General features: G+C 39.7%; 19 protein-coding genes. 4 read left to right on the top strand and 15 right to left on the bottom strand.

All coding sequences use genetic code 11. The features are described from left to right. Positions 1 to 260: 260 nt before the first annotated feature. Complete coding sequence (locus ABN702_RS09570) at positions 261 to 935, top strand: hypothetical protein (protein ID WP_417900464.1); 675 nt, start codon at positions 261 to 263, stop codon at positions 933 to 935. Between the two features lie 970 nt (positions 936 to 1,905). On the opposite strand, the gene ABN702_RS09575 is transcribed toward ABN702_RS09570, so the two are convergent. Beyond that, the gene (locus ABN702_RS09575) at positions 1,906 to 2,271 is read right to left on the bottom strand and encodes a hypothetical protein (RefSeq protein WP_417900465.1); all 366 of its coding nucleotides are present in this window, start codon (positions 2,269 to 2,271) and stop codon (positions 1,906 to 1,908) included. A 227-nt stretch (positions 2,272 to 2,498) separates the two neighbouring features. Here ABN702_RS09575 and ABN702_RS09580 point away from each other — a divergent pair, with 227 nt between their 5' ends. Continuing rightward, on the top strand, positions 2,499 to 3,398 hold the full coding sequence (locus tag ABN702_RS09580; protein ID WP_417900466.1) for a DUF4349 domain-containing protein: 900 nt from the start codon (positions 2,499 to 2,501) through the stop codon (positions 3,396 to 3,398). Between the two features lie 64 nt (positions 3,399 to 3,462). Here ABN702_RS09580 and ABN702_RS09585 read toward each other — a convergent pair whose 3' ends face one another. From ABN702_RS09585 to ABN702_RS09630, 10 genes are all read right to left on the bottom strand, one after another. Further along, a complete protein-coding gene (locus ABN702_RS09585) occupies positions 3,463 to 3,957 on the bottom strand; it encodes a hypothetical protein (protein WP_417900467.1) in 495 nt (164 codons plus the stop codon). A gap of 1,003 nt (positions 3,958 to 4,960) precedes the next feature. After that, on the bottom strand, positions 4,961 to 6,220 hold the full coding sequence (locus ABN702_RS09590; protein ID WP_417900468.1) for a glutamate-5-semialdehyde dehydrogenase: 1,260 nt from the start codon (positions 6,218 to 6,220) through the stop codon (positions 4,961 to 4,963). 27 nt (positions 6,221 to 6,247) lie between these two features. Then, positions 6,248 to 7,366, bottom strand: coding sequence for a glutamate 5-kinase (gene proB, locus ABN702_RS09595; RefSeq protein ID WP_417900469.1), 1,119 nt, complete (start codon positions 7,364 to 7,366; stop codon positions 6,248 to 6,250). A 33-nt stretch (positions 7,367 to 7,399) separates the two neighbouring features. After that, positions 7,400 to 8,242 (bottom strand): pyrroline-5-carboxylate reductase, encoded by an 843-nt coding sequence (gene proC, locus ABN702_RS09600; protein WP_417900470.1) that lies wholly within the window; start codon positions 8,240 to 8,242, stop codon positions 7,400 to 7,402. Between the two features lie 301 nt (positions 8,243 to 8,543). Next, positions 8,544 to 9,746, bottom strand: a complete 1,203-nt coding sequence (locus tag ABN702_RS09605; protein ID WP_417900471.1) for a hypothetical protein — start codon at positions 9,744 to 9,746, stop codon at positions 8,544 to 8,546. Next, positions 9,739 to 10,911, bottom strand: coding sequence for a DUF58 domain-containing protein (locus ABN702_RS09610; RefSeq protein ID WP_417900472.1), 1,173 nt, complete (start codon positions 10,909 to 10,911; stop codon positions 9,739 to 9,741). The genes ABN702_RS09605 and ABN702_RS09610 overlap by 8 nt, the downstream gene beginning before the upstream one ends. A 2-nt stretch (positions 10,912 to 10,913) precedes the next feature. Beyond that, the gene (locus tag ABN702_RS09615; protein WP_417900473.1) at positions 10,914 to 11,849 is read right to left on the bottom strand and encodes an AAA family ATPase; all 936 of its coding nucleotides are present in this window, start codon (positions 11,847 to 11,849) and stop codon (positions 10,914 to 10,916) included. A 121-nt stretch (positions 11,850 to 11,970) separates the two neighbouring features. Beyond that, on the bottom strand, positions 11,971 to 12,546 hold the full coding sequence (locus ABN702_RS09620; protein WP_417900474.1) for a hypothetical protein: 576 nt from the start codon (positions 12,544 to 12,546) through the stop codon (positions 11,971 to 11,973). Beyond that, on the bottom strand, positions 12,527 to 13,081 hold the full coding sequence (locus ABN702_RS09625) for an RNA polymerase sigma factor (protein WP_417900870.1): 555 nt from the start codon (positions 13,079 to 13,081) through the stop codon (positions 12,527 to 12,529). The genes ABN702_RS09620 and ABN702_RS09625 overlap by 20 nt, the downstream gene beginning before the upstream one ends. Positions 13,082 to 13,175: 94 nt before the next feature. After that, on the bottom strand, positions 13,176 to 13,967 hold the full coding sequence (locus tag ABN702_RS09630; protein ID WP_204413903.1) for an ATP-binding protein: 792 nt from the start codon (positions 13,965 to 13,967) through the stop codon (positions 13,176 to 13,178). 144 nt (positions 13,968 to 14,111) lie between these two features. On the opposite strand from ABN702_RS09630, the gene ABN702_RS09635 reads away from it, so the two are divergent. Continuing rightward, positions 14,112 to 14,537: a DUF2621 domain-containing protein gene (locus ABN702_RS09635; RefSeq protein WP_417900475.1), complete on the top strand. Its 426-nt coding sequence runs from the start codon at positions 14,112 to 14,114 to the stop codon at positions 14,535 to 14,537. A gap of 14 nt (positions 14,538 to 14,551) precedes the next feature. Here ABN702_RS09635 and ABN702_RS09640 read toward each other — a convergent pair whose 3' ends face one another. The 3 genes from ABN702_RS09640 to ABN702_RS09650 all read right to left on the bottom strand — a co-directional run bounded on the left by ABN702_RS09640 (position 14,552) and on the right by ABN702_RS09650 (position 16,370). Then, positions 14,552 to 15,046: a CcdC family protein gene (locus ABN702_RS09640; protein ID WP_417900476.1), complete on the bottom strand. Its 495-nt coding sequence runs from the start codon at positions 15,044 to 15,046 to the stop codon at positions 14,552 to 14,554. Positions 15,047 to 15,189: 143 nt separating this feature from the next. Further along, the gene (locus ABN702_RS09645; RefSeq protein WP_386637323.1) at positions 15,190 to 15,549 is read right to left on the bottom strand and encodes a response regulator; all 360 of its coding nucleotides are present in this window, start codon (positions 15,547 to 15,549) and stop codon (positions 15,190 to 15,192) included. Positions 15,550 to 15,659: 110 nt separating this feature from the next. After that, positions 15,660 to 16,370, bottom strand: coding sequence for a cytochrome c biogenesis CcdA family protein (locus ABN702_RS09650; RefSeq protein ID WP_417900477.1), 711 nt, complete (start codon positions 16,368 to 16,370; stop codon positions 15,660 to 15,662). Between the two features lie 230 nt (positions 16,371 to 16,600). On the opposite strand from ABN702_RS09650, the gene ABN702_RS09655 reads away from it, so the two are divergent. Next, entirely contained in the window at positions 16,601 to 16,762 is a 162-nt protein-coding gene (locus ABN702_RS09655) for an aspartyl-phosphate phosphatase Spo0E family protein (protein WP_263629520.1), read from the top strand. Positions 16,763 to 16,865: 103 nt separating this feature from the next. Here the strand turns inward: ABN702_RS09655 and ABN702_RS09660 are convergent, their stop codons facing one another. Then, positions 16,866 to 18,668: an ABC transporter ATP-binding protein gene (locus ABN702_RS09660; RefSeq protein ID WP_417900871.1), complete on the bottom strand. Its 1,803-nt coding sequence runs from the start codon at positions 18,666 to 18,668 to the stop codon at positions 16,866 to 16,868. Positions 18,669 to 18,671: the final 3 nt, after the last annotated feature.

Here is an 18,671-nt window from a genome sequence, read left to right on the forward strand (position 1 = left end):
AATCTCTCACTCTCTCTTCTTCCTAGAAATATTTGTAATTTATTATGTTGATTTTTAGTCTATTTTGTATAAATATATCAAAAATAACAATATAATTCCATATTCAAGGTATAAAGAAGCTAAACGTTTAATAAAAAAGTACTTTATAATATTAATAATTAATATAAGGGTTAAAACATTTACTAAATTTAACAAATGTATTAAACTAATACAGATCTGATAAAATTTAATTTTTAATTTTTTATCTAAAGGGGGACCTGATGCAATTTTCTGAGCTTACTGTAAGATTACTTTTAATCTTTTTTCCAGGTATTATTTCTGCAATTATTATTGATAATTTAACAATACATAGAGGAAGAGAACTTAAAGTATTTTTATTAAATGCTTTTATATTAGGTCTTGCTTCTTACTTTATATTATTTATCTGGATTTCAATAAATAATTGGATTGTTAAATTGAGAGGATTAGAGCCTACTTGGAAAGTAAATTTTCTTGATTCATTAATAGATAAAACGTCAAATATTGATATTAAAGAAGTTTTAATTGCCACAATGATATCATTTTTACTAGGACTATTAATTTCAGCAGCGATAAACTATAAAATTCTTCATCGATTTGCAAAAAAAATAAAGATAACTAAGAAGTTTGGTCAGTTGGATGTTTGGTCTTATACTTTTGATTCACCTGACATAGGTTGGGTAATAGTTAGAGATCTTGACCAAGATCTTATGTATCAGGGATGGGTCGAGGCCTTTTCTGATACACATGAGATTAATGAGCTCTTATTAAGGGATGTAAATGTTTATCGGAACTCTACTGCTGAAGAATTATATTTTATGCAAGGTCTTTATATCACACGGGATTTGAATAACATAATCATTGAATTTCCTCAAATTGAAAATGATGAAGATCAAAATAATGAGGAGGTACTATAAATGACTGAAAATAAGAAATTAAATGAAGGGTATATAAAAAAAGGAGGGTTAAACCCAAAGCCATCTTCCCCTAGACCCCCGGCTCCACCAGCACAAAAACCTCCAACTACAAGTAATTAACAATAAAAGAAATGGGCAGAACTAATAACTCGCCCATTTCTTTTATTTAACTGCATATTTTAATAAGTTGATCTTCAACAATCTGGCCCGATTGTTGAATAAGTCCATATACAATATCTTAAAGTTTTATAATTCATAAATCTTTATCAACATACTGCCAACACATACATAAATTAAATGCCAGAAAAATTCGATACTATTTGTTGTTTTCTCTCTTCCAAAATGGAAGCCATTAGTCATATTCTAGGTTTATTAATTATTTGTTGGTTGCTATTTATTAAATTTTAAAGTCGTCACCCTAAATAAGAACACATTTAGATCAAAATATTAACTTCTTACAATAAAGTACTATTAACTTAAATCTCCTCTAATTATTGGTGCCAAGTTTGGTGCCCATTTCCGAAAATTTAATGATACTGTGAAAGATTCTATATCATTAAGTCCTTATTTTATAGTACATTAGAGGACTTAATGGTACTAAAAAGTACTCACCACCTAGAACTTCAAAACCGCTTGTGAGTCGCGTGCCGTCCCAGGTGGGTTCGATTCCCACGCAGTCCCGCCAACTACAAGGTTTTAAGAGGTTACTTTATAAGATTGTTTGAATTCGTTGGGGAATAGGAAGGATACTTGTTACGGGCTTAAAAACCACTCCTTCGGAAAATAAAAAGATTCCTCTAAATCCGACTGAATTATTAAATTCATATTACGAATCTGACCACATATATAAATTACAATTATTCATTATTCCCACCAAAATGGGTGTGAACCTCCATAAAGAGGTTCACACCCATTTTTTGGTGGCAGAGATGGCACTCTCGATTCTTTTTAATCATATTAATTGCTCAATCTAATATTCGTCTCTCTGTTTTTCAATAAATGTAGCCCCATTTTTAAACACATATTCTAGGAAACTTATTGTATATGATTCGCCACCTTGATCTTTCCAATTAAACTGTATTAGATTTACTTGTTTAATTCTAACGTCTAATCCATCAGGCATTTTTAAATTTTTTTTTATTCTTAATTCATCCGGATTTTTAATTTTATCAAATTCGACATCTATTTCTCTTGAAAGCTCTAATCTTGCCCTACCCTGATATTCTTCTGTGTATTGATTTTTTATTGATTCTTGATAAAAAAAATAAACAAATACAAATATTATTACAAATAAAATACCTAAAAAGATTCTTCCATATCGCTGATTAAACTTCATCACTTTCCCCTCCTATATGGAGTTTATTACCATTATTTTAGCAACCTACAATATTTTAGTCACTAATTACTTTTCCTAACATCTGGAATTGGAATATATATGAGTATTTTCAAGAGAATTCCATTCGGGACTCTCTTTTTCGTGTTGCACAATATATTTAATCAATTCTTAAAATTTATGGAACTTTATCACATAAGTCACGTCTACTTTTTAAAAGGGGTGATTTTATGGGAAAGAGAATACTTATAGGTTTTGCTTTTATATTACTTTTATTGACAGGATGCAGTGCATCCAATGACTCTAGCGATTCATCCAATGCCATGGACTCCTCTGAACAGAAATCCTATGAAGGTGGCATCGGGGCTGACATGGATGACAGTGCTGGTGTTGAAGAAGATGGAGAGATGGCACCTGAGGGAGTGAATAACGAACGCAAGGTGATGTACAATGCGTCTGTGTCCCTGGAAGTGGATGACATAGGTAAGTCGATCGATGAGGTTGAAAAAAACGTCCGGGATCTAAATGGGTACGTCGTTGAAGTGAATTTCACGTCTAACAATGAGCAGGACTATGGCTCCATTACCCTCCGAATTCCGACTGATTCTCTAACAGCTTTTTTGGATGGCTTGGAAGAGTTTTCTGGAAAAGTGGTAGAGAAAAGAGTGGTCGGTCAGGACGTCACGGAAGAGTATGTGGATCTAACCTCCAGATTGAAAGCGAAAAGAGTGGTGGAGGAACGGCTGCTGGATCTTTTAAGCAAAGCAGAGAAAACCGAGGATCTTCTTAAAATCTCCAATGACTTATCAATTGTACAGGAAGAAATCGAACAGGTTATGGGCAGGATGAAATACTTGGATAATAAAACAGAATTCGCTGAAGTGGAAATGAACTTTATGGATGTCTCCATCCCTATTCCAGATGTGAAAGGCAACGAGGATCTGAAGACAGGCGAAAAGATAAAGAAAACATTTGCCGCTTCCCTTAACTCCATTACGGCATTCTTCTCCGGCCTTGCTGTTTTTCTGATCGGATATTCGCCGATTCTGCTATTATTGGCCGCGGCTTCCTTTATCATCTATATTGGGGTAAGGAGATACTATAAAAAGCGTGAATCCAAATCGGAATAACAGCGAGTAGAATGATACAAAAAAGAAGGTGTCCCTCTTAGCCAAGGACACCTTCTTAATATTTTTATTTACCATTAAAGTTCTCTTCATGCCAAGTCTTGATTTCTCCCGGCCAATTATTACTCGCATACACTTCGGGACTGAATCCCCCTAGTTCGACAAGAACAGTAATTCCATCCACGTTTACAATATAAAAGTCTTGGAATGGAGTAGGATTTATCTCCTGGACATTCCTGTTGCGCTCTGCATAAAATTCTCTTATCTCAGCTTCAGCAGAACCTGTAGTTTCAGTGTAATCTTTATTTTCAGGAAGACTTTTCTCCTCACTATCAACTTGATCATGTCCTAGTGGTTTTATTTTATTATTGATGGATTGTAATAGATTGATCACTTCAGCAAATCCAATAAAAACCATACCGGTTACGAACGTTTCAAAAAATAACGGGACCCCAAGCCCAAAACTCTCTGTTTCAGAAATCACTTTTATTGCCAAGATAAAACCGATAATGATAATACCGAAACCAATAATCCTCAATATTACTCCGACTTTGTTTTCCATCTATCTATCCCCTTGTTATTTATACCACTAAATTCGACACTTTCCATTAAATTCCTCTATAGGTTTGAACATGAAAAAAGAAACTTGATATTTGGGGAGTCTAAGTATGTAGACAATAGGAATTTTATCGTTGGATAACAGAGTTTTTCTGCGGAATAATTATTACCACATGAGTCTTTAAAAAATACCCTATGCTATCGTTCCACAAAAAGTATTGAAAACTCAGTTGATTGTAGTGGAAGGCACGGAGACTCCTCGAAAATGCAAGCATTTTCTTCGTGCGATGTATCGCTGCCGCAGCCTTCCTTGTCCTGCGGGGGGAAGGGACAAGGGAGACCCCACAGACGTGCAAGCGTCGAGGAGGCTCCCGGACCGCCTAAGGATAAGCGCAGTGCCTGGAACGGAAATCAACGGGCTTTATAATACAGGTACACAAAAAAACTGTAGACAACCTCGAATTACTTCGAGTTTGTCTACAGTCTGAGACCCCCGAAACTTTCAGGGGTCTTTCTACTCAAGAACGAGCCACATACCACTTATTCCCCATCCGTCCGATAGCTGCGGCTCCTTTGATTCTCAGGAATCGCCTGAACGATTTGGATGACCCCGAATAAGATGACTCCGAAAATCATCCAAAAGAAGCGATCAGAATAGGATGTGACTCCAAAAAGAAAAAACAATGAAAATACAGCTAGAATGAAAAGGTGAAGAAATTTGTAGTATTTCCCTAAGATTCTTCTCAACAGTGTAAGCACAGTAAGAGATAGAAAAAAGATGGATAATTGTATGATACTTTCAAGAAAAATATTAGTTTTGATTGTACTTCACTATCCTTTGTAACAAATTTACACTATAAATCTATGTATAGTAGATAAGTTGTTATTTTGATACTACCATATTACTACCATTTGAATGATTCTTCCACAATAAGACATGAAATTCCTTCAAAAACCGAATAAAACCGTATCCCATAAAAGAGATACGGCTGCAATTAATTCATCTATTATCTGATTTGTCCATCGCCTGTCATCTGATACTTAACAGTTGTTAATGCCGGCAAGCCCATCGGTCCACGTGCATGAAGCTTCTGGGTGGAAATGCCGATCTCGGCACCAAAGCCCAATGCTCCTCCATCAGTAAACCTTGTAGACGCATTATGGTAGACTGCCGCTGCATCCACCAGCTTCATAAATCTGCTGGCAGCTTCTTTATCCTCTGTGATAATTGCTTCAGAGTGCTTGGTTCCATAGTCATCAATATGGTCGATGGCTTCATCAATCGATTTTACGACCTTCACAGCGATATCTAGACTTAGGTACTCGTTTGTCCAGTCTTCCTCACCGGCTGGAATTGCTCCAGGTATCTCACGTACAGCTTCTTCATCCCCATGAACCGGAATGTTATGGTCTTTAAATAATTCAATCAGTTCTTCTTTATTTTTATCTAACCATTTTTCATGGACAATTAACGTTTCAGCTGCATTACATACGGCAGGTCTGTCGGTTTTGGCATTTACAATGATGGATAAAGCTTTTTCCAAGTCTGCCGCCTTATCAACATAAAGATGACAGTTACCCACACCCGTCTCCAAAACAGGTACCGTTGCATTTTCCACTACTGCTTTAATGAGGGATGCTCCACCTCGTGGAATCAATACATCTATATGCTCCTTCATGGTAAACAACTGCTCTGTTGCCTTCCTGTCCGTACTGGAGATGAATTGAACTGCCTCTTTCGGTATCAATGTCGTCTCCAATGCCTTATGCATGATGTCTACAATGGCCTGATTTGAATGGATGGCAGAAGAACCGCCTTTCAGGACGATGGCGTTCCCTGATTTTAATGCCAATCCCGTTGCGTCGACTGTAACATTGGGACGAGCCTCATAGATCATGCCGATAACGCCAAGTGGCACTCTCACTTTTTCCACCTGCAACCCATTATCCAGCGTCCAGTCAGAAAGAATATCTCCAACAGGATCTTCCAGTTCTGCAACTTCCCTTAATCCATTTGCAAAATCAGCGATTCTCTCAGGAGATAGTGCCAGGCGGTCCATATATGCTTCCGTATAACCTTTTTCACGGCCCTTGGCCAAATCCTGTTCATTTGCTTTAAGAATATAGTCCACATTGCCTTCAAGTGTATTCGCTATTTCCTTCAGTACTGCATTCTTCTGTTCTGTGGTCAGCAAGCTGACCATCTTAGCCGCTCTCTTCGCTTCCTTCGCTTGTGCTTCTACGTTTATGTCCATAACTAAAGACATCCAATTCCTCCTATTTTTTTGACTATCTTATATTCCTACAGGGATTGAATCTTCCAGATGACATACTAAATCATCATGTTTTACCACTTCTTCTGTATAGTTGTTTTCACTCTGGTCATACTCTCTTAATTGTTCGGATGAGTAATTGACAACTCCCAGACCAATACGGTTTCCTTCAAAATCCAGAATTCTCACGACAGATCCTTCCTGGAAATAGCCCTTCACCTTGCTGATACTTGAAGGCAAAAGTCGTTTCTTCCCAAGCATGGATATGTCTGCATTCTCCGCCAACATCACTTCACCTTCCGGACCGGAATTGAATGCAATCCATTGCTTTTTATGATTCAAGTTTATGGTAGTGTCATTGGATTCAAAATACGTACCAACCGCTTGTTTTTCGACTGCCTGAAGCAGGATATTCGGTACACCGGCCTTCCCTAGAAATGCGGGAATGCCTGATGCCATGGCTATCTTGACCGCATCTATTTTGGATTTCATCCCGCCGGTACCAACCGTACTTCCGGAATCGCCGGCAGCTGCTTCAATTGCTGGAGTGATTTCCTCCACTTTTCTGAGCAGTGTGGCATCCGGATCTTTTCGTGGATCTGCATCATACAAGCCATCAATATCAGACATGATAAGAAGCATATCCGCGTCCACAAGGCCCGCCACCTTGGCAGAAAGGGTATCGTTGTCACCGAATTTCAGCCTATTGACCGTAACGGTGTCATTTTCATTGACGATCGGTACAATACCACGCTCTAAAAGGACATTTGCAGTGTTACGCGCGTTATTGTAGCGATTTTCATCCGAAAAATCTTCTCTTGTAATCAAAATTTGAGATGCAACGTATCCGTTTGATAATAGTAGTTCAGAATATGCCTCCATAAGCAACCCTTGTCCGATCGAAGCAGCTGCTTGCTTTTCAGGCAGGGAAGTCGGTCTATTCAAACAACCCAATTTACGATAGCCTGCTGCTACAGCACCTGATGAAACTAGAAGCACCTCATATCCAAGGTCCTTTAATTGTGCGACTTCATCTACCAATCTTTCGAGTTTCCTTCTACTGATTTCACCATGAGAGCTTGTCAGTGAACTGCTCCCAATTTTAATTACCACCCGTTTTGTATCTGTTGCGGGATTCATTGAATCACTCCTGTTACAGTCTTTGTTGCGTATTCAGCTTAACACCAATACTTTTTCATTTTCCGTACTTATTTCCTTCGAGCGTTGTGCAGCACCTTTGATTGCAGCGGAAATAGCCTTGCCGCCTCCATTTTCTCTTAATGCTTCAAGACCTGCTGCTGTCGTGCCATTAGGAGATGTTACCTTCTTTCGTAAGCTTTCGGGTTCTTCATGATTGGTTAAAAGCATTTTTGCCGCTCCCAAAATGGTTTGAGCAACCACATCTCTCGTTACATTTTCATCCAATCCAGCCTCATTTGCCGTCTTCTCCATATGTTCCATTAAATAATAGAAGTAGGCAGGACCGCTCCCTGCAACACCTGTAAATACGTCCATCTGCTCCTCTTCGATGGTATACACTTTCCCAATAGTGCTTAATATGGCCTGAGCATCCATCACATGGTCCATTCCTACGTGCGAACCTGTTGAAATGGCAGTGGCAGATTCCCCAATCATACTGGATGTATTAGGCATTACACGAATAACCGGCTGATTGCCTAACAGACCTTCTTCCATATAATTAGTGGATATTCCAGCTAATACGGAAAGTAGAAGCTGATGAGGCTTTATTTTTTCCTTCAAAAATGAAAGTGCATGGTCGATATCTTTCGGTTTCATTGCTAGAACAATAATATCCAAATCTTCAAAAGGCAGATTATCCTTAGCAACACCGAGTACACCATATTTATCTTGGAGTTCATTTAATCTGTTTTCATTCGATCTATTACTTACAATCACATTTTCTGCAGGAACAATGTCACTTGCAACTATGCCTGAAACCATTGCTTCTGCCATTGATCCCGCTCCGATAAATCCAATCGTTTTTTCGTTAAGCATCTTATCTCTCCTGACTTATCCGTCCGTTTTTAACAACGCATCTATACTAACATGTAGAGAGGCAGTTTCAAGGGGGATTTCCCAATTAGTTGGCATAAGAGCCAGATAGTGAGTGTAAACGCTAACATTCAGAAGCATAAATCGTTAAATCGCAAAAACGGGGGTAAATCACGGAATATCGCGGAATATGCCGTTTTTTGGCGATGCAACCTTACCAATATTATCCTCCTGTTTGCTGTAGAGGTGTTTCTCAACAAAAAACATCGCATTTCCTATAAGAAGGAATATGCGATGTTTACCATCAGCCCGCTTTTTTCAATTCTTTTAAAGTCTTCCGGAGCTCATGGGCCATTTCACGGCATTGTTCATGTTCTTCGTCAGACAGTTTCAGCTCCCCGTATCTCACTTTGGCATACAACTGCATAAACTCCTGTTTTAGAAAAGATTCGCGATTCAACCAATCCTCTAATGTTTCAAAAGGGTATCTACCTCTATTTTTCTTTTTGGCCAGCTTTTCTAGATCATACATCAACCTTCTTACCTGATCCTCTGGAGGTTTTTGATTCTTTTTTGTAAAACGGAAGCCTTCTTTTCTTTTTGTTAAGGAAGTCAGGAAGGTAGCTCGGTCCATATTCTCATCCACATCCTTCTCCACTCGCTTTTTTCGAAGGATCAGAAAAAGGACGGTAATGACCACAATAGCAACTATAGTAAGCACCCAAGGATCATCAAACAGGCTGCCGGGCTCATAAACTACTTCTGTCTCAGGAATTGTGCCATCTCCTAAGATAGCGCTCTGTTCTTCTGGTCCTTTTGGTTTAACAGTCCAGTCATGCAAACCTAACAAATAAATGAACGGTCTCGCAATCAAGCCTGCAATAAAGGATACAGCACTTCCAAACCAGCCGAATGCGCCGCCAAGCAGCCATCTCCCAAAGGTAGAAAACGTCACTGCAACAGCAAGGACCACCCCTACAACAACAGCAGTGGACATCATAACGCTCTTCTGCATCGCAACATTACCCTTTAAGGAGAATAGGGTCTCCCCGGTATATAAGAGCAGGACAAACACCAGCTGACCCGCAAACAATGCAAGTAAGGTGGAACCATAGGGATAACCGACCGCCACTCCTCCAACATAAATGATAGGCATCCAAAAGAAGGAGTGCATCAGCAGGGAAAAGGTGGAAATCCTTCTCTCCTGGATAAAATACATAAATCCACGATAGCTCAAGAATAGTCCCATCAAAATGGAGACCCCTATATGGAAGTTAAGCAGGTATGCCAAAAAGGCGATAACCGGTGCAACAAACATGATGGATACATATGTGTCAGGAAGTCTTTTTGACAACATCATATAAATTCCAATCGTCGCTGCATAGGCCGCTAAAAATCCCGGGATTGATGGAAGAGCTTTTGCGTCCATGTAGAAAAGCAGAATAAAGAAGAAAAACAAATTCAGCTCCAACAGCATGGTAAGACTATTCTTCCAAATGTTAACCATGTAGCACCCCCTGCCTGTGATAGGAACGCCATTGCCTTAAAGTGTAATGCTGGTCTATGCAGTCCAAGATGTACACTTTAGTGGACGTCGGCATTTTCCAGCTGGCTACACGCTCCTGATCCGCACAAATAATGACATATGGTGAAGTCAATGCATGCTGAAAGGTAATTCTTTCGAAAGATTCCATCCCGATGGCCACATTATTGGATTGCAATCTTGCCAGAAACGTTAACGCCATCTGCAATTGCTTTTTCCCTTCACCAGACGGCAATTCAAAGTAGGAAGGTTTTCCCGCTTTTTTTATATTGACCAAAAGAGAGAAAGGAATGTGGTTAGCTGCAGCATGATGGAGCAGATACGTAACAGCCTTCAGTCTTTCTTCAAAGTCTGTAGACCTGATATCCAGGACCATCAACCAGGAAAACTGGGAGCTTCTTTCATGCAGTTTCGTTTGGAGCTTGGCCATTCTGGCGCTTGCTTTCCAATGCACCTTATTGAACGCATCCCCGTTCTGATAATTCCTTGTTCCCACTATGTTTGTCATATCCTCGAAAAGGGAAGATTTCGTGGCATAGGTGCCCTGATTTCGAGGTACAATCCTTTCCATACCTGACACGATTCTTCTATCCGAATACACAACAGTCTCAAATATTTGAAGATCCGTTTTATGACGATATACCTTTCCTTCATCCATGAAATGGCGGATGTCTATGTCTACCTGCCGGATTTTCGCTACACCACGGGAATGGGCCGTAAACGGTACATCAATAAGCAGAACACTTTTCCCCATGAGGGAGAAAGGTATTTTTAAAATACTCATCTGTTTTCTTTCATCTCCAGCCTGAAACTTAAGGTTATTATCAACTGCGAGCACGATATTGCCGAAAAAGATTGGCAATCTGGAGTGTTGTTCAAGTTTAATCGTAAACGTTCCTTCCTCATTGGGGAAAAGTTTAATTTGCTCCTCCACAATTGAAAATTCCAGTTTCCTGCCTACCTTGTCCAAGTACAGATAGCAGGCCAGGAAATAAAACATGTAAAGGCTTCCGATAAAAAAGAAAATGGCATTTCCACTCAGCATACCACCAAACATAAGTACAAAAGCTCCCGCTCGAAGGTATTTATGATGATCCAGATTATCAATTTGTTGACTCCAAGTCCCCATTTCTAATTTGTCGCCTCCACCGGAACCGTCACACGCGATAACACTTCATTCAGGATCTGCTTGTTCGTTTTCTTCAAGGATCCTTCCATAGTAAGAACGATACGGTGGCTCAACACATATGGTGACATCTTTTTAACGTCCTCAGGTAGAACATATTCGCGTCCATTGATATAGGCACTGCCTTGTGCAGCTCTCATCAGCGCCAATGTTCCACGGGGACTGACTCCCACTTCAATTTCCTCATGGCTCCTGGTCGCATGGACAATTTCCAATATGTAATCTTCTACAACCGAAGATACCTTCACTTTTTTAACATCCTGTTGAAAATCTAAAATTTCTTCTTTAGAAAATAAAGCAGTCAAATGCTGGATTGGGTCGTCCTCCCTGTAACGATTCAGGATCTGCTTTTCTTCTTCAAATGTTGGATACCCCATTTCAAGCTGAATAAAGAAACGGTCCATCTGAGCTTCAGGAAGAGGAAAGGTTCCCTGTTGGGATTCGATTGGGTTCTGAGTCGCTACCACCATAAATGGGCCAGGGATTGGAAGCGTCTGTCCATCGATTGTGACCTGGCGTTCCTCCATAACCTCAAGTAGACTCGATTGTGTTCTTGGCGTTGCCCGGTTAATTTCATCCGCCAAAAGGATATTTGTCATAATGGGTCCGGGACGAAGCTCGAAGGTTTGCTCCTTTGGATTGAAGAATTGAATCCCCGTTACGTCACTCGGCAAGACATCTGGAGTAAACTGAATTCGTTTGAAATCTGCCTCCACCGTTTTGGCAAAGCTTTTCGCAATCATTGTTTTTCCAGTACCCGGCACACTTTCAAGAAGTATGTGACCTTTGTTGATTAAGGCATTAAAAAGGAGCTCTACTACTTCTTCTTTTCCAATTATGACATCGGCCATTTTTTGTTTTAACTGTTTTACTGATTCCATTTTCCTAGCACCCCATTTAGTTTTCTATCTATTTAGAATTATTTTACCATTATTTCTTGCAAAAAAAGACAAATTAACAAAAAATAGCCGATAATATTTACCGGCTATTAGTATGATCATATTAATTTGTGAATGCCTGGAATATAGTTTCTGCTATTTCAGGTGCCAGTTCATATTTTTTAGGGTCTGATTCTATCATATAGATGCCTTCATAATATGCTGTTTCCCCTTCCAGCCAACTATTGATCCAAACAGAATATGTTTTCTGTTCCCCATTATCATAATGTATGGTCAGCATTTTTGGTGCGAAATCGGGAGAAAATTCATTGGATGCTTCTTTTTCAGGATTTGCCAAAGCCTCCCCGATCATATTGTTTCTTTCAAAGTCATCTTCCTTATCATAGGAATAACTCAAAGGTCCAGAGACTCCATAAATAGCAGTCACTTCAGTCGCTTCTCCTGCATTGGTGGACGGATCTTCTGTAAGAAGATTTATTATAGTCGGGGCAAGAAGTACACACATAATAGCTGCTGCGGCTAGTAACGTCATATAATATTTATAAGGAATGGCAGATTTCCTTGTAGTTTTTTGTAATTTCACAAAAGTATTGTTGCGATTTGCGTCTGATCTGGTAAAGTTGCCAAGTTCTCTGAAATTCTCGTTTGATAGGTTTCCATCAAGCCATTGTTTGTTCATTTGCAGATCCGCCCTCTCTTCGCTTTACTATTTCGGTTTTCAACGCTGCCAGAGCCCTCAACAAGGTGGATTTCACTTTGCTGACAGACCAGCCCAGCGCCAATGAAGTTTCTTCTATAGATAGTTCTTGTATTTTTCTTAGGATAATTACTTCCTGATAGTTTGTTTTCAATTTTTTCATCGCTTCATATAACTCTCTTATTTCCTCCCCTTTTTGAAGGATTTCATCTGGGGTACGGTAATCTGCCACCGGCTTGCTCGCAGCCAGTGGGATGAAGCGGATAATCCTCTTCTTTCGCCAATGGTCATAGACAATGTGTCTTGCAATCGAGATGATCCATGTATAGTAGCTGGCATCACCCCTGTACTTATCCAGAGAATTTTTGACTCTTAAAAAGGTGTCATGCGTCAAATCCTCTGCAATTTCTTCGTCTCCTACCATCATCATTATAAACTGATACACTCTGTCACTATATTCATAATAAAGTTCTTCCCAATTCACTCTGTCACCCTCTTTAATTTTTTCTAACAGAATAGTCGAATGGAGATTCCAAAAGTTGCATAAAAACTAATTTTTCTCAAAAAAAACTCCACTAAGCTAGCTTAATGGAGTTTAAAAAGGCATATGCTTAATCTTTAAACATGGTCAAATCTTTTGTGCGGTAGCTTTCCGGGGTGACAATGGAAATCAATTGATTTTGGCTCATCTTATTTTTTATTCTGTCAGCTATTCTTTCGCCGTAACGTTTGGTTAAATCACCCGGATGTATATTGGATGTAAAGACGATACTCTTTCCTTGACGCTGATTCAAAATGGAATAGATCGTCTGATCGACCCATTCACTGATACGCTCCACTCCGAGGTCATCTAGAATGAGCACATCCACGTCAGCGATCGCCTTCATGAATCTGCTTTCGGAGTAGCCAGAGTCGTTTTCCCAAGATGCGACAATGGTGTCCATAAGCTTAGGTACATCAAAAAACATGGCCGTAATGTTATTTTGTTTAAAATATTTATACAATCCGACTGCCAGATGAGTTTTACCCCGTCCGGTCCTTCCATAGAAGTACAGGTTCTCTTTTCCGGTAAACTGATCAAAGAAATCAATGGTACTCTCCAACGCTTCCCCTTGACTGGCATATTCCACTTTAAAGTTTTCAAGTGTAGCGCCTTCCAGTTCTCTCGGGACGATACAGAACTGTTCAAAGTATTTATGCTTTCGTCGTTTTTCCGCTTCCATCGTTTCTTGCGCCAAACGGCAATCACATTCATTTTCGAATTCCTGCCATTTCCCTTTGTTCTCGCCGCCAATTATCTGCATGCGAACTCGTTTGACTTCCCTGTTGCATTTCGGACATACTCTAGAAGAGATGATTTCCGTCTTTCCCATATTTCCTATTACAGCTCCAATTTTTTTCAATGCGGCCACCTCCATATAACTGTGGGTATGATATTAAATGTATCGTTCATAGAAATTTAGATAGTATCAGTGTTTTACTAGTGCAATTATAATAGTTTCGGGTATAATAATACAAGAATGTTAACGAGTTCGGAGGGAAAGAACATGTTAACCGGATGGTTTTTATGGTTAATTTTATTTTGGGTAGTGGCGATGGTTGGTTTGTTAGCCATTGGCGGATTTTTCATGTTCCGCAAATTCTTGAAACGTTTGCCAAAAGAGGACGGCTGGTCCGAATTGGATTGGCAGGATTATTATATCAAAGAAACGCGGCACATGTGGCCTGAGGATTTAAAATCCCTATTGGAGGAGCTCGTATCGCCGGTACCTGAACTCTTTCGGGATATCGCCCGACAGAAGATCGCAGGTAAAATAGGTGAGCTTGCCTTTAAAGAAAAAGCTCCCTCCATCACTAGAGAGCATGTAGTCAGAGGGTACATCCTGGCAACTCCTAAACGGGATCACAAATTTCTCGTAAAAAAACTAAGAGATCTGAACATCGACCAAACCCCATATCAGCACCTATTCTAAAACGAAAACCTCGGTTAAACCGAGGTTTTTATCGTTGGCGGAAATCCCGCACTTTCAAGCTTCTTATATTTGATATACATCGCGATTCTCCACGGAACAATCATCCCGAAAGCCAGCAGCCAGAACATGCCGGTCAGTTCGCCGATATCAATGGTTGTGCTTAAAACCAGCTTCATGACGACTCGAATGACTAACAGTCCCAAAAGGATGAAAGCAAATGCTTTAGATCGCTTCAAATAAATATCTGAATCCTTGATTTCAAATTTGGAGGTTTTAATCAGAAAAATGGAAAAAACCGCTCCAACAGAAAGCGCTTCGATAATTTGCAAAGGGCTCACTCGAAATTCTGGAAACAGAAACATTAAGGCTCCAGTGCTCATAAAGATTGGAGGCAGTATTATTTTTTTCACTGATGAAGGCTTTTTAGCTGCTTTCATTCTTACGAAGATGACTAGAAGAGCCATACACACAGCGAAAATCGTAGATAGAATTGTTTGCACTAATATCATCCCTTATTTTCACAACTTTTTCCCTTTACTATTATACCGAAAAAACGAAATAATAAAAGCGATTATAAAAACCCTTTATACATTCATATAAAAAAAAATAAACTGCCATTCAGCAAAAGCTTAAATGACAGTTTAACAGACTATTATCCTAGAACTCTCTTAACTGCTTCCAACACCCTGTTCTCATCGAAAGGCTTTACGATAAAATCCTTGGCACCAGCTTCTATCGCTTCCACTATTAAGCGCTGCTGCCCCATCGCTGAACACATGATGATCTTTGCTTTCGGAAACTGACGCAGGATTTCATGAACCGCATCTATTCCGTTCATTTCTGGCATGGTAATATCCATTGTCACGAGGTCAGGTTGAAAATCACGATAAAGTGAAACAGCCTCTCTTCCATTTTCGGCCTCACCGACAACAGTGTGGTTGGCTTTTGTTAAAATGTTCCTAATTGTTAGCCTCATAAATTTTGCATCATCCACCACTAAAACATTAGCCACCGCAGAAATCCTCCTTATGTCCTATAAAAAAGTTTTTATTTTCCTATATATCCAATTTTACTTTACTCCTTTTAAGAGGATGACGCAACTAAAAACTAAAGTACCTTAAATTAAAAACCTTGGAATCCACCGGTAATTCTCGTAAACCAAGCAATAATTTTTGTCATCCAGTTAAAGAACAGTAGAATACCCATCATAATCATCGCATAACCGCCGATTTTCATGATCAACACATGATTACGTTTAATCCAACCAAGTTTTCCAATGAAAAATGATAGGATGAAGAATGGAATCCCAAAGCCGAGCACATACGCTGTCATGTAGATGACACCTGAAGTCGGATTGGAGGCTGCCAGAGCCATAACACTGATCAGGATCGGACCGGTACAGGGCGTCCAGCCCGCAGCGAATGCCATCCCGATCAAGACGGTCCCAATAAAGCCGGAAGGTCTGTTTTTAAATGAAAACTTCTTGTCCTGCATAAGAAACTTTGGTTGGAATACACCAAGAATGACAAACCCGAAAAAGATAATAAGGATTGCTCCTACTTGTCGGATCAGATTCTGATATTGAGTGAAAAATTCTCCGATGAACGATGTACTGAAGCCTAATGCAATGAAAATAATTGAAAAGCCTATTAGAAAGAACAACGTATGTAAAATGCTTCTCTTTTGCAGCATCCCTTTCTCATCTTTCAGTTCCCCCACCGACACACCAGTAATATAAGATAGAAACGCTGGATATATCGGCAGCGTACATGGTGAGATAAAAGATAAAAATCCTGCACCAAACGCCAATAATAAAGTTATATCTGCTTCCATGCTATCACTACTCCTAAACAATTATATCTTTCTTAATAGTATCAGATTCCCTTGTTGTTAAATGCGTGTTCTTTTAACATTCTATGACGAAAACATGACAATCTTGCACTTATGTCTTTCAATGGTATGACAAACATTAAAGTACCATTAACTTGAAAATATTCTTTGAATTCCCTTTCGGATTCTTGTATAATTATGATACGAATTGGAAGAAGAAAGGAAACCCAACATTGGCTACTAAACAAGAGATTTTACAACTGATCGAGAAAAAACGCATAGAGTTAATAGATATTGTTGCAAAATACGGAATGTCCTCTTCTAAGACTCTAAAGATAAGCCAGGAACTAGATATTCTATTAAATAAGTATAACCATTTAATTGTACCTAAATAAATATAAAGTTACATAGTGAAAAGAACCATCTGCGGATTGATGGTTCTTTTCTTTTTAATTTGTTGATCTATACTATCGGTTGGCTTGCGAGGGGTAAGCAAAATCATTTAGAATGTCCTACTACATCCTCCACTTTATCGGGCTGGCCGTTTTGGAGAAGGTACATTTTATGATAGAGTCCCTCTTGATTCAAAAGCTCCTTGTGTGTTCCCCATTCCACTACCTCTCCCTGATGGAGTACGAGAATCTGTTCAGCGTCCTGTATGGTCGATAGGCGGTGGGCGATTGCGATAGTGGTTCTTCCTTTTCTCATCTTTTCGAGCGCCGATGAAATCGCTTCTTCGGTTTCGGTGTCAATATTGGCGGTCGCTTCATCCAACACGAGGATTTTCGGCTTTGTCGCGATGGTCCTCGCAAACGCGACAAGCTGCCTCTGCCCGCTTGAGAAAGTTGCCCCTCTTTCCACTACCAGCTGCTCATACTGATCCGGCAGCTTCCTGATGAAACTGTCAGCCTGAACAAACTCCGCAGCTTCCACAATCTCATTATCTGTAATACTTGTATCATGTAATCGAATATTATGGTTGATGGTGCCATAAAAAAGGAAGGGATCCTGCAGGACCAATCCCATCTTCTTCCTGAGCTCCTTATCCTCAAAGTTGTTCAGGGACACACCATCCAATAGGATTTCCCCTTTTTCAAGCTGATAGAAACGCATAAGCAGATTGATGATCGAGCTTTTTCCGCTACCAGTATGGCCGACAAGTGCAACTGTCTCCCCGGGCTTCGCTTTAAAGGAAATGTTTTTGAGCACATCCCTTTTCCCATCATAGGAAAAAGTGACATTCCTGAACTCGATCTCCCCTTGACGGATCACAGGCTTTACGTCGGCTGTAAAGGCGGTTGGCGCCAATTCCTTTTCATCAAGCAATGCAAATACACGTGACGCTGAAACGATTGCCTGCTGATACATCGAAAGCCTCATCATCATCTGGTTGACAGGTTCGAAAAAACGCCCCAAGTAATTGACGAATGCATAAAGGACACCAATTTCAATGACGTTTCCGATAGACGAAATCCCAAAATAACTTAACACCAGTATCAAAGAAAGCACATATACAAAATCGATTGCAGGTCGAAGTAATAATCCATCCAGTTTGATGTTTTTGACTCCCGCCTGGTAGTGTGCCTCATTGATTTCTGCAAATTCACGTCTGAGCCTGCGCTCCTGTCTGAAAACCTGGATGATGGACATCCCTTGCAAGGATTCATTAAGCTTTGCGTTAAGCTGGCTTAGCCTTTCTCTCATATCCGAATAAAATCTCGAACTGAAATGGCGATAGGTTGCCATGATTGCAAAAATGATAGGTATGATAAGGAGGCAGAACAATGCAAGTTTCACGTTAAGGAAGAACATGGCAATGAATATCCCGATAAGAAATACACCATTCTGTACAAAGGTTGAAATTACACTGACAAACATATCCTTGATTGCTTCCGTGTCATTAGTCACTCTTGAAACGATGCTCCCCCCAGGAGTCTTATCAAAAAACTTCAAGCCTAGACTTTGCACCTTTGTGAAAATGTCTATTCTTAGTTCCTGTATGATTTTCAGTGAAATTTCCTGAAACTTGAGAAGTTGAAAATAAGTGATGAAAACCTTCAGTACCAGAATGCCTAAATAGAGCGCCGCCAAAAATAGTATTGGACCCCTATCCATCACTTGCGGAGTAAGATGATCATCAATGAATACTTTGATGATCAAAGGGCCGACAATTTCTCCAATTGTAGCCAATACCAATAAAGCAAAAGCAAAAATAAACTGTTTTGTATGAGGCTTAGTGTAGGATAATAACCTTTTCAATACGATTCTTTGCTGTTTAGCTGTTAAAGTTTGATTGTTCATCAT

The sequence above is a fragment of the Bacillus haimaensis genome (assembly GCF_048270625.1).
GTDB classification, from domain to species: Bacteria; Bacillota; Bacilli; order Bacillales; family Bacillaceae_I; genus Sutcliffiella_A; species Sutcliffiella_A haimaensis.

Excerpts from the sequence above, each read along its gene's own strand:
- ABN702_RS09570 (WP_417900464.1), top strand. The coding sequence starts at position 261 with ATGCAATTTTCTGAGCTTACTGTAAGATTACTTTTAATCTTTTTTCCA.
- ABN702_RS09575 (WP_417900465.1), bottom strand. The coding sequence starts at position 2,271 with ATGAAGTTTAATCAGCGATATGGAAGAATCTTTTTAGGTATTTTATTT.
- ABN702_RS09580 (WP_417900466.1), top strand. The coding sequence starts at position 2,499 with ATGGGAAAGAGAATACTTATAGGTTTTGCTTTTATATTACTTTTATTG.
- ABN702_RS09585 (WP_417900467.1), bottom strand. The coding sequence starts at position 3,957 with ATGGAAAACAAAGTCGGAGTAATATTGAGGATTATTGGTTTCGGTATT.
- ABN702_RS09590 (WP_417900468.1), bottom strand. The coding sequence starts at position 6,220 with ATGTCTTTAGTTATGGACATAAACGTAGAAGCACAAGCGAAGGAAGCG.
- proB (WP_417900469.1), bottom strand. The coding sequence starts at position 7,366 with ATGAATCCCGCAACAGATACAAAACGGGTGGTAATTAAAATTGGGAGC.
- proC (WP_417900470.1), bottom strand. The coding sequence starts at position 8,242 with ATGCTTAACGAAAAAACGATTGGATTTATCGGAGCGGGATCAATGGCA.
- ABN702_RS09605 (WP_417900471.1), bottom strand. The coding sequence starts at position 9,746 with ATGGTTAACATTTGGAAGAATAGTCTTACCATGCTGTTGGAGCTGAAT.
- ABN702_RS09610 (WP_417900472.1), bottom strand. The coding sequence starts at position 10,911 with ATGGGGACTTGGAGTCAACAAATTGATAATCTGGATCATCATAAATAC.
- ABN702_RS09615 (WP_417900473.1), bottom strand. The coding sequence starts at position 11,849 with ATGGAATCAGTAAAACAGTTAAAACAAAAAATGGCCGATGTCATAATT.
- ABN702_RS09620 (WP_417900474.1), bottom strand. The coding sequence starts at position 12,546 with ATGAACAAACAATGGCTTGATGGAAACCTATCAAACGAGAATTTCAGA.
- ABN702_RS09635 (WP_417900475.1), top strand. The coding sequence starts at position 14,112 with ATGTTAACCGGATGGTTTTTATGGTTAATTTTATTTTGGGTAGTGGCG.
- ABN702_RS09640 (WP_417900476.1), bottom strand. The coding sequence starts at position 15,046 with ATGATATTAGTGCAAACAATTCTATCTACGATTTTCGCTGTGTGTATG.
- ABN702_RS09650 (WP_417900477.1), bottom strand. The coding sequence starts at position 16,370 with ATGGAAGCAGATATAACTTTATTATTGGCGTTTGGTGCAGGATTTTTA.
- ABN702_RS09660 (WP_417900871.1), bottom strand. The coding sequence starts at position 18,668 with ATGAACAATCAAACTTTAACAGCTAAACAGCAAAGAATCGTATTGAAA.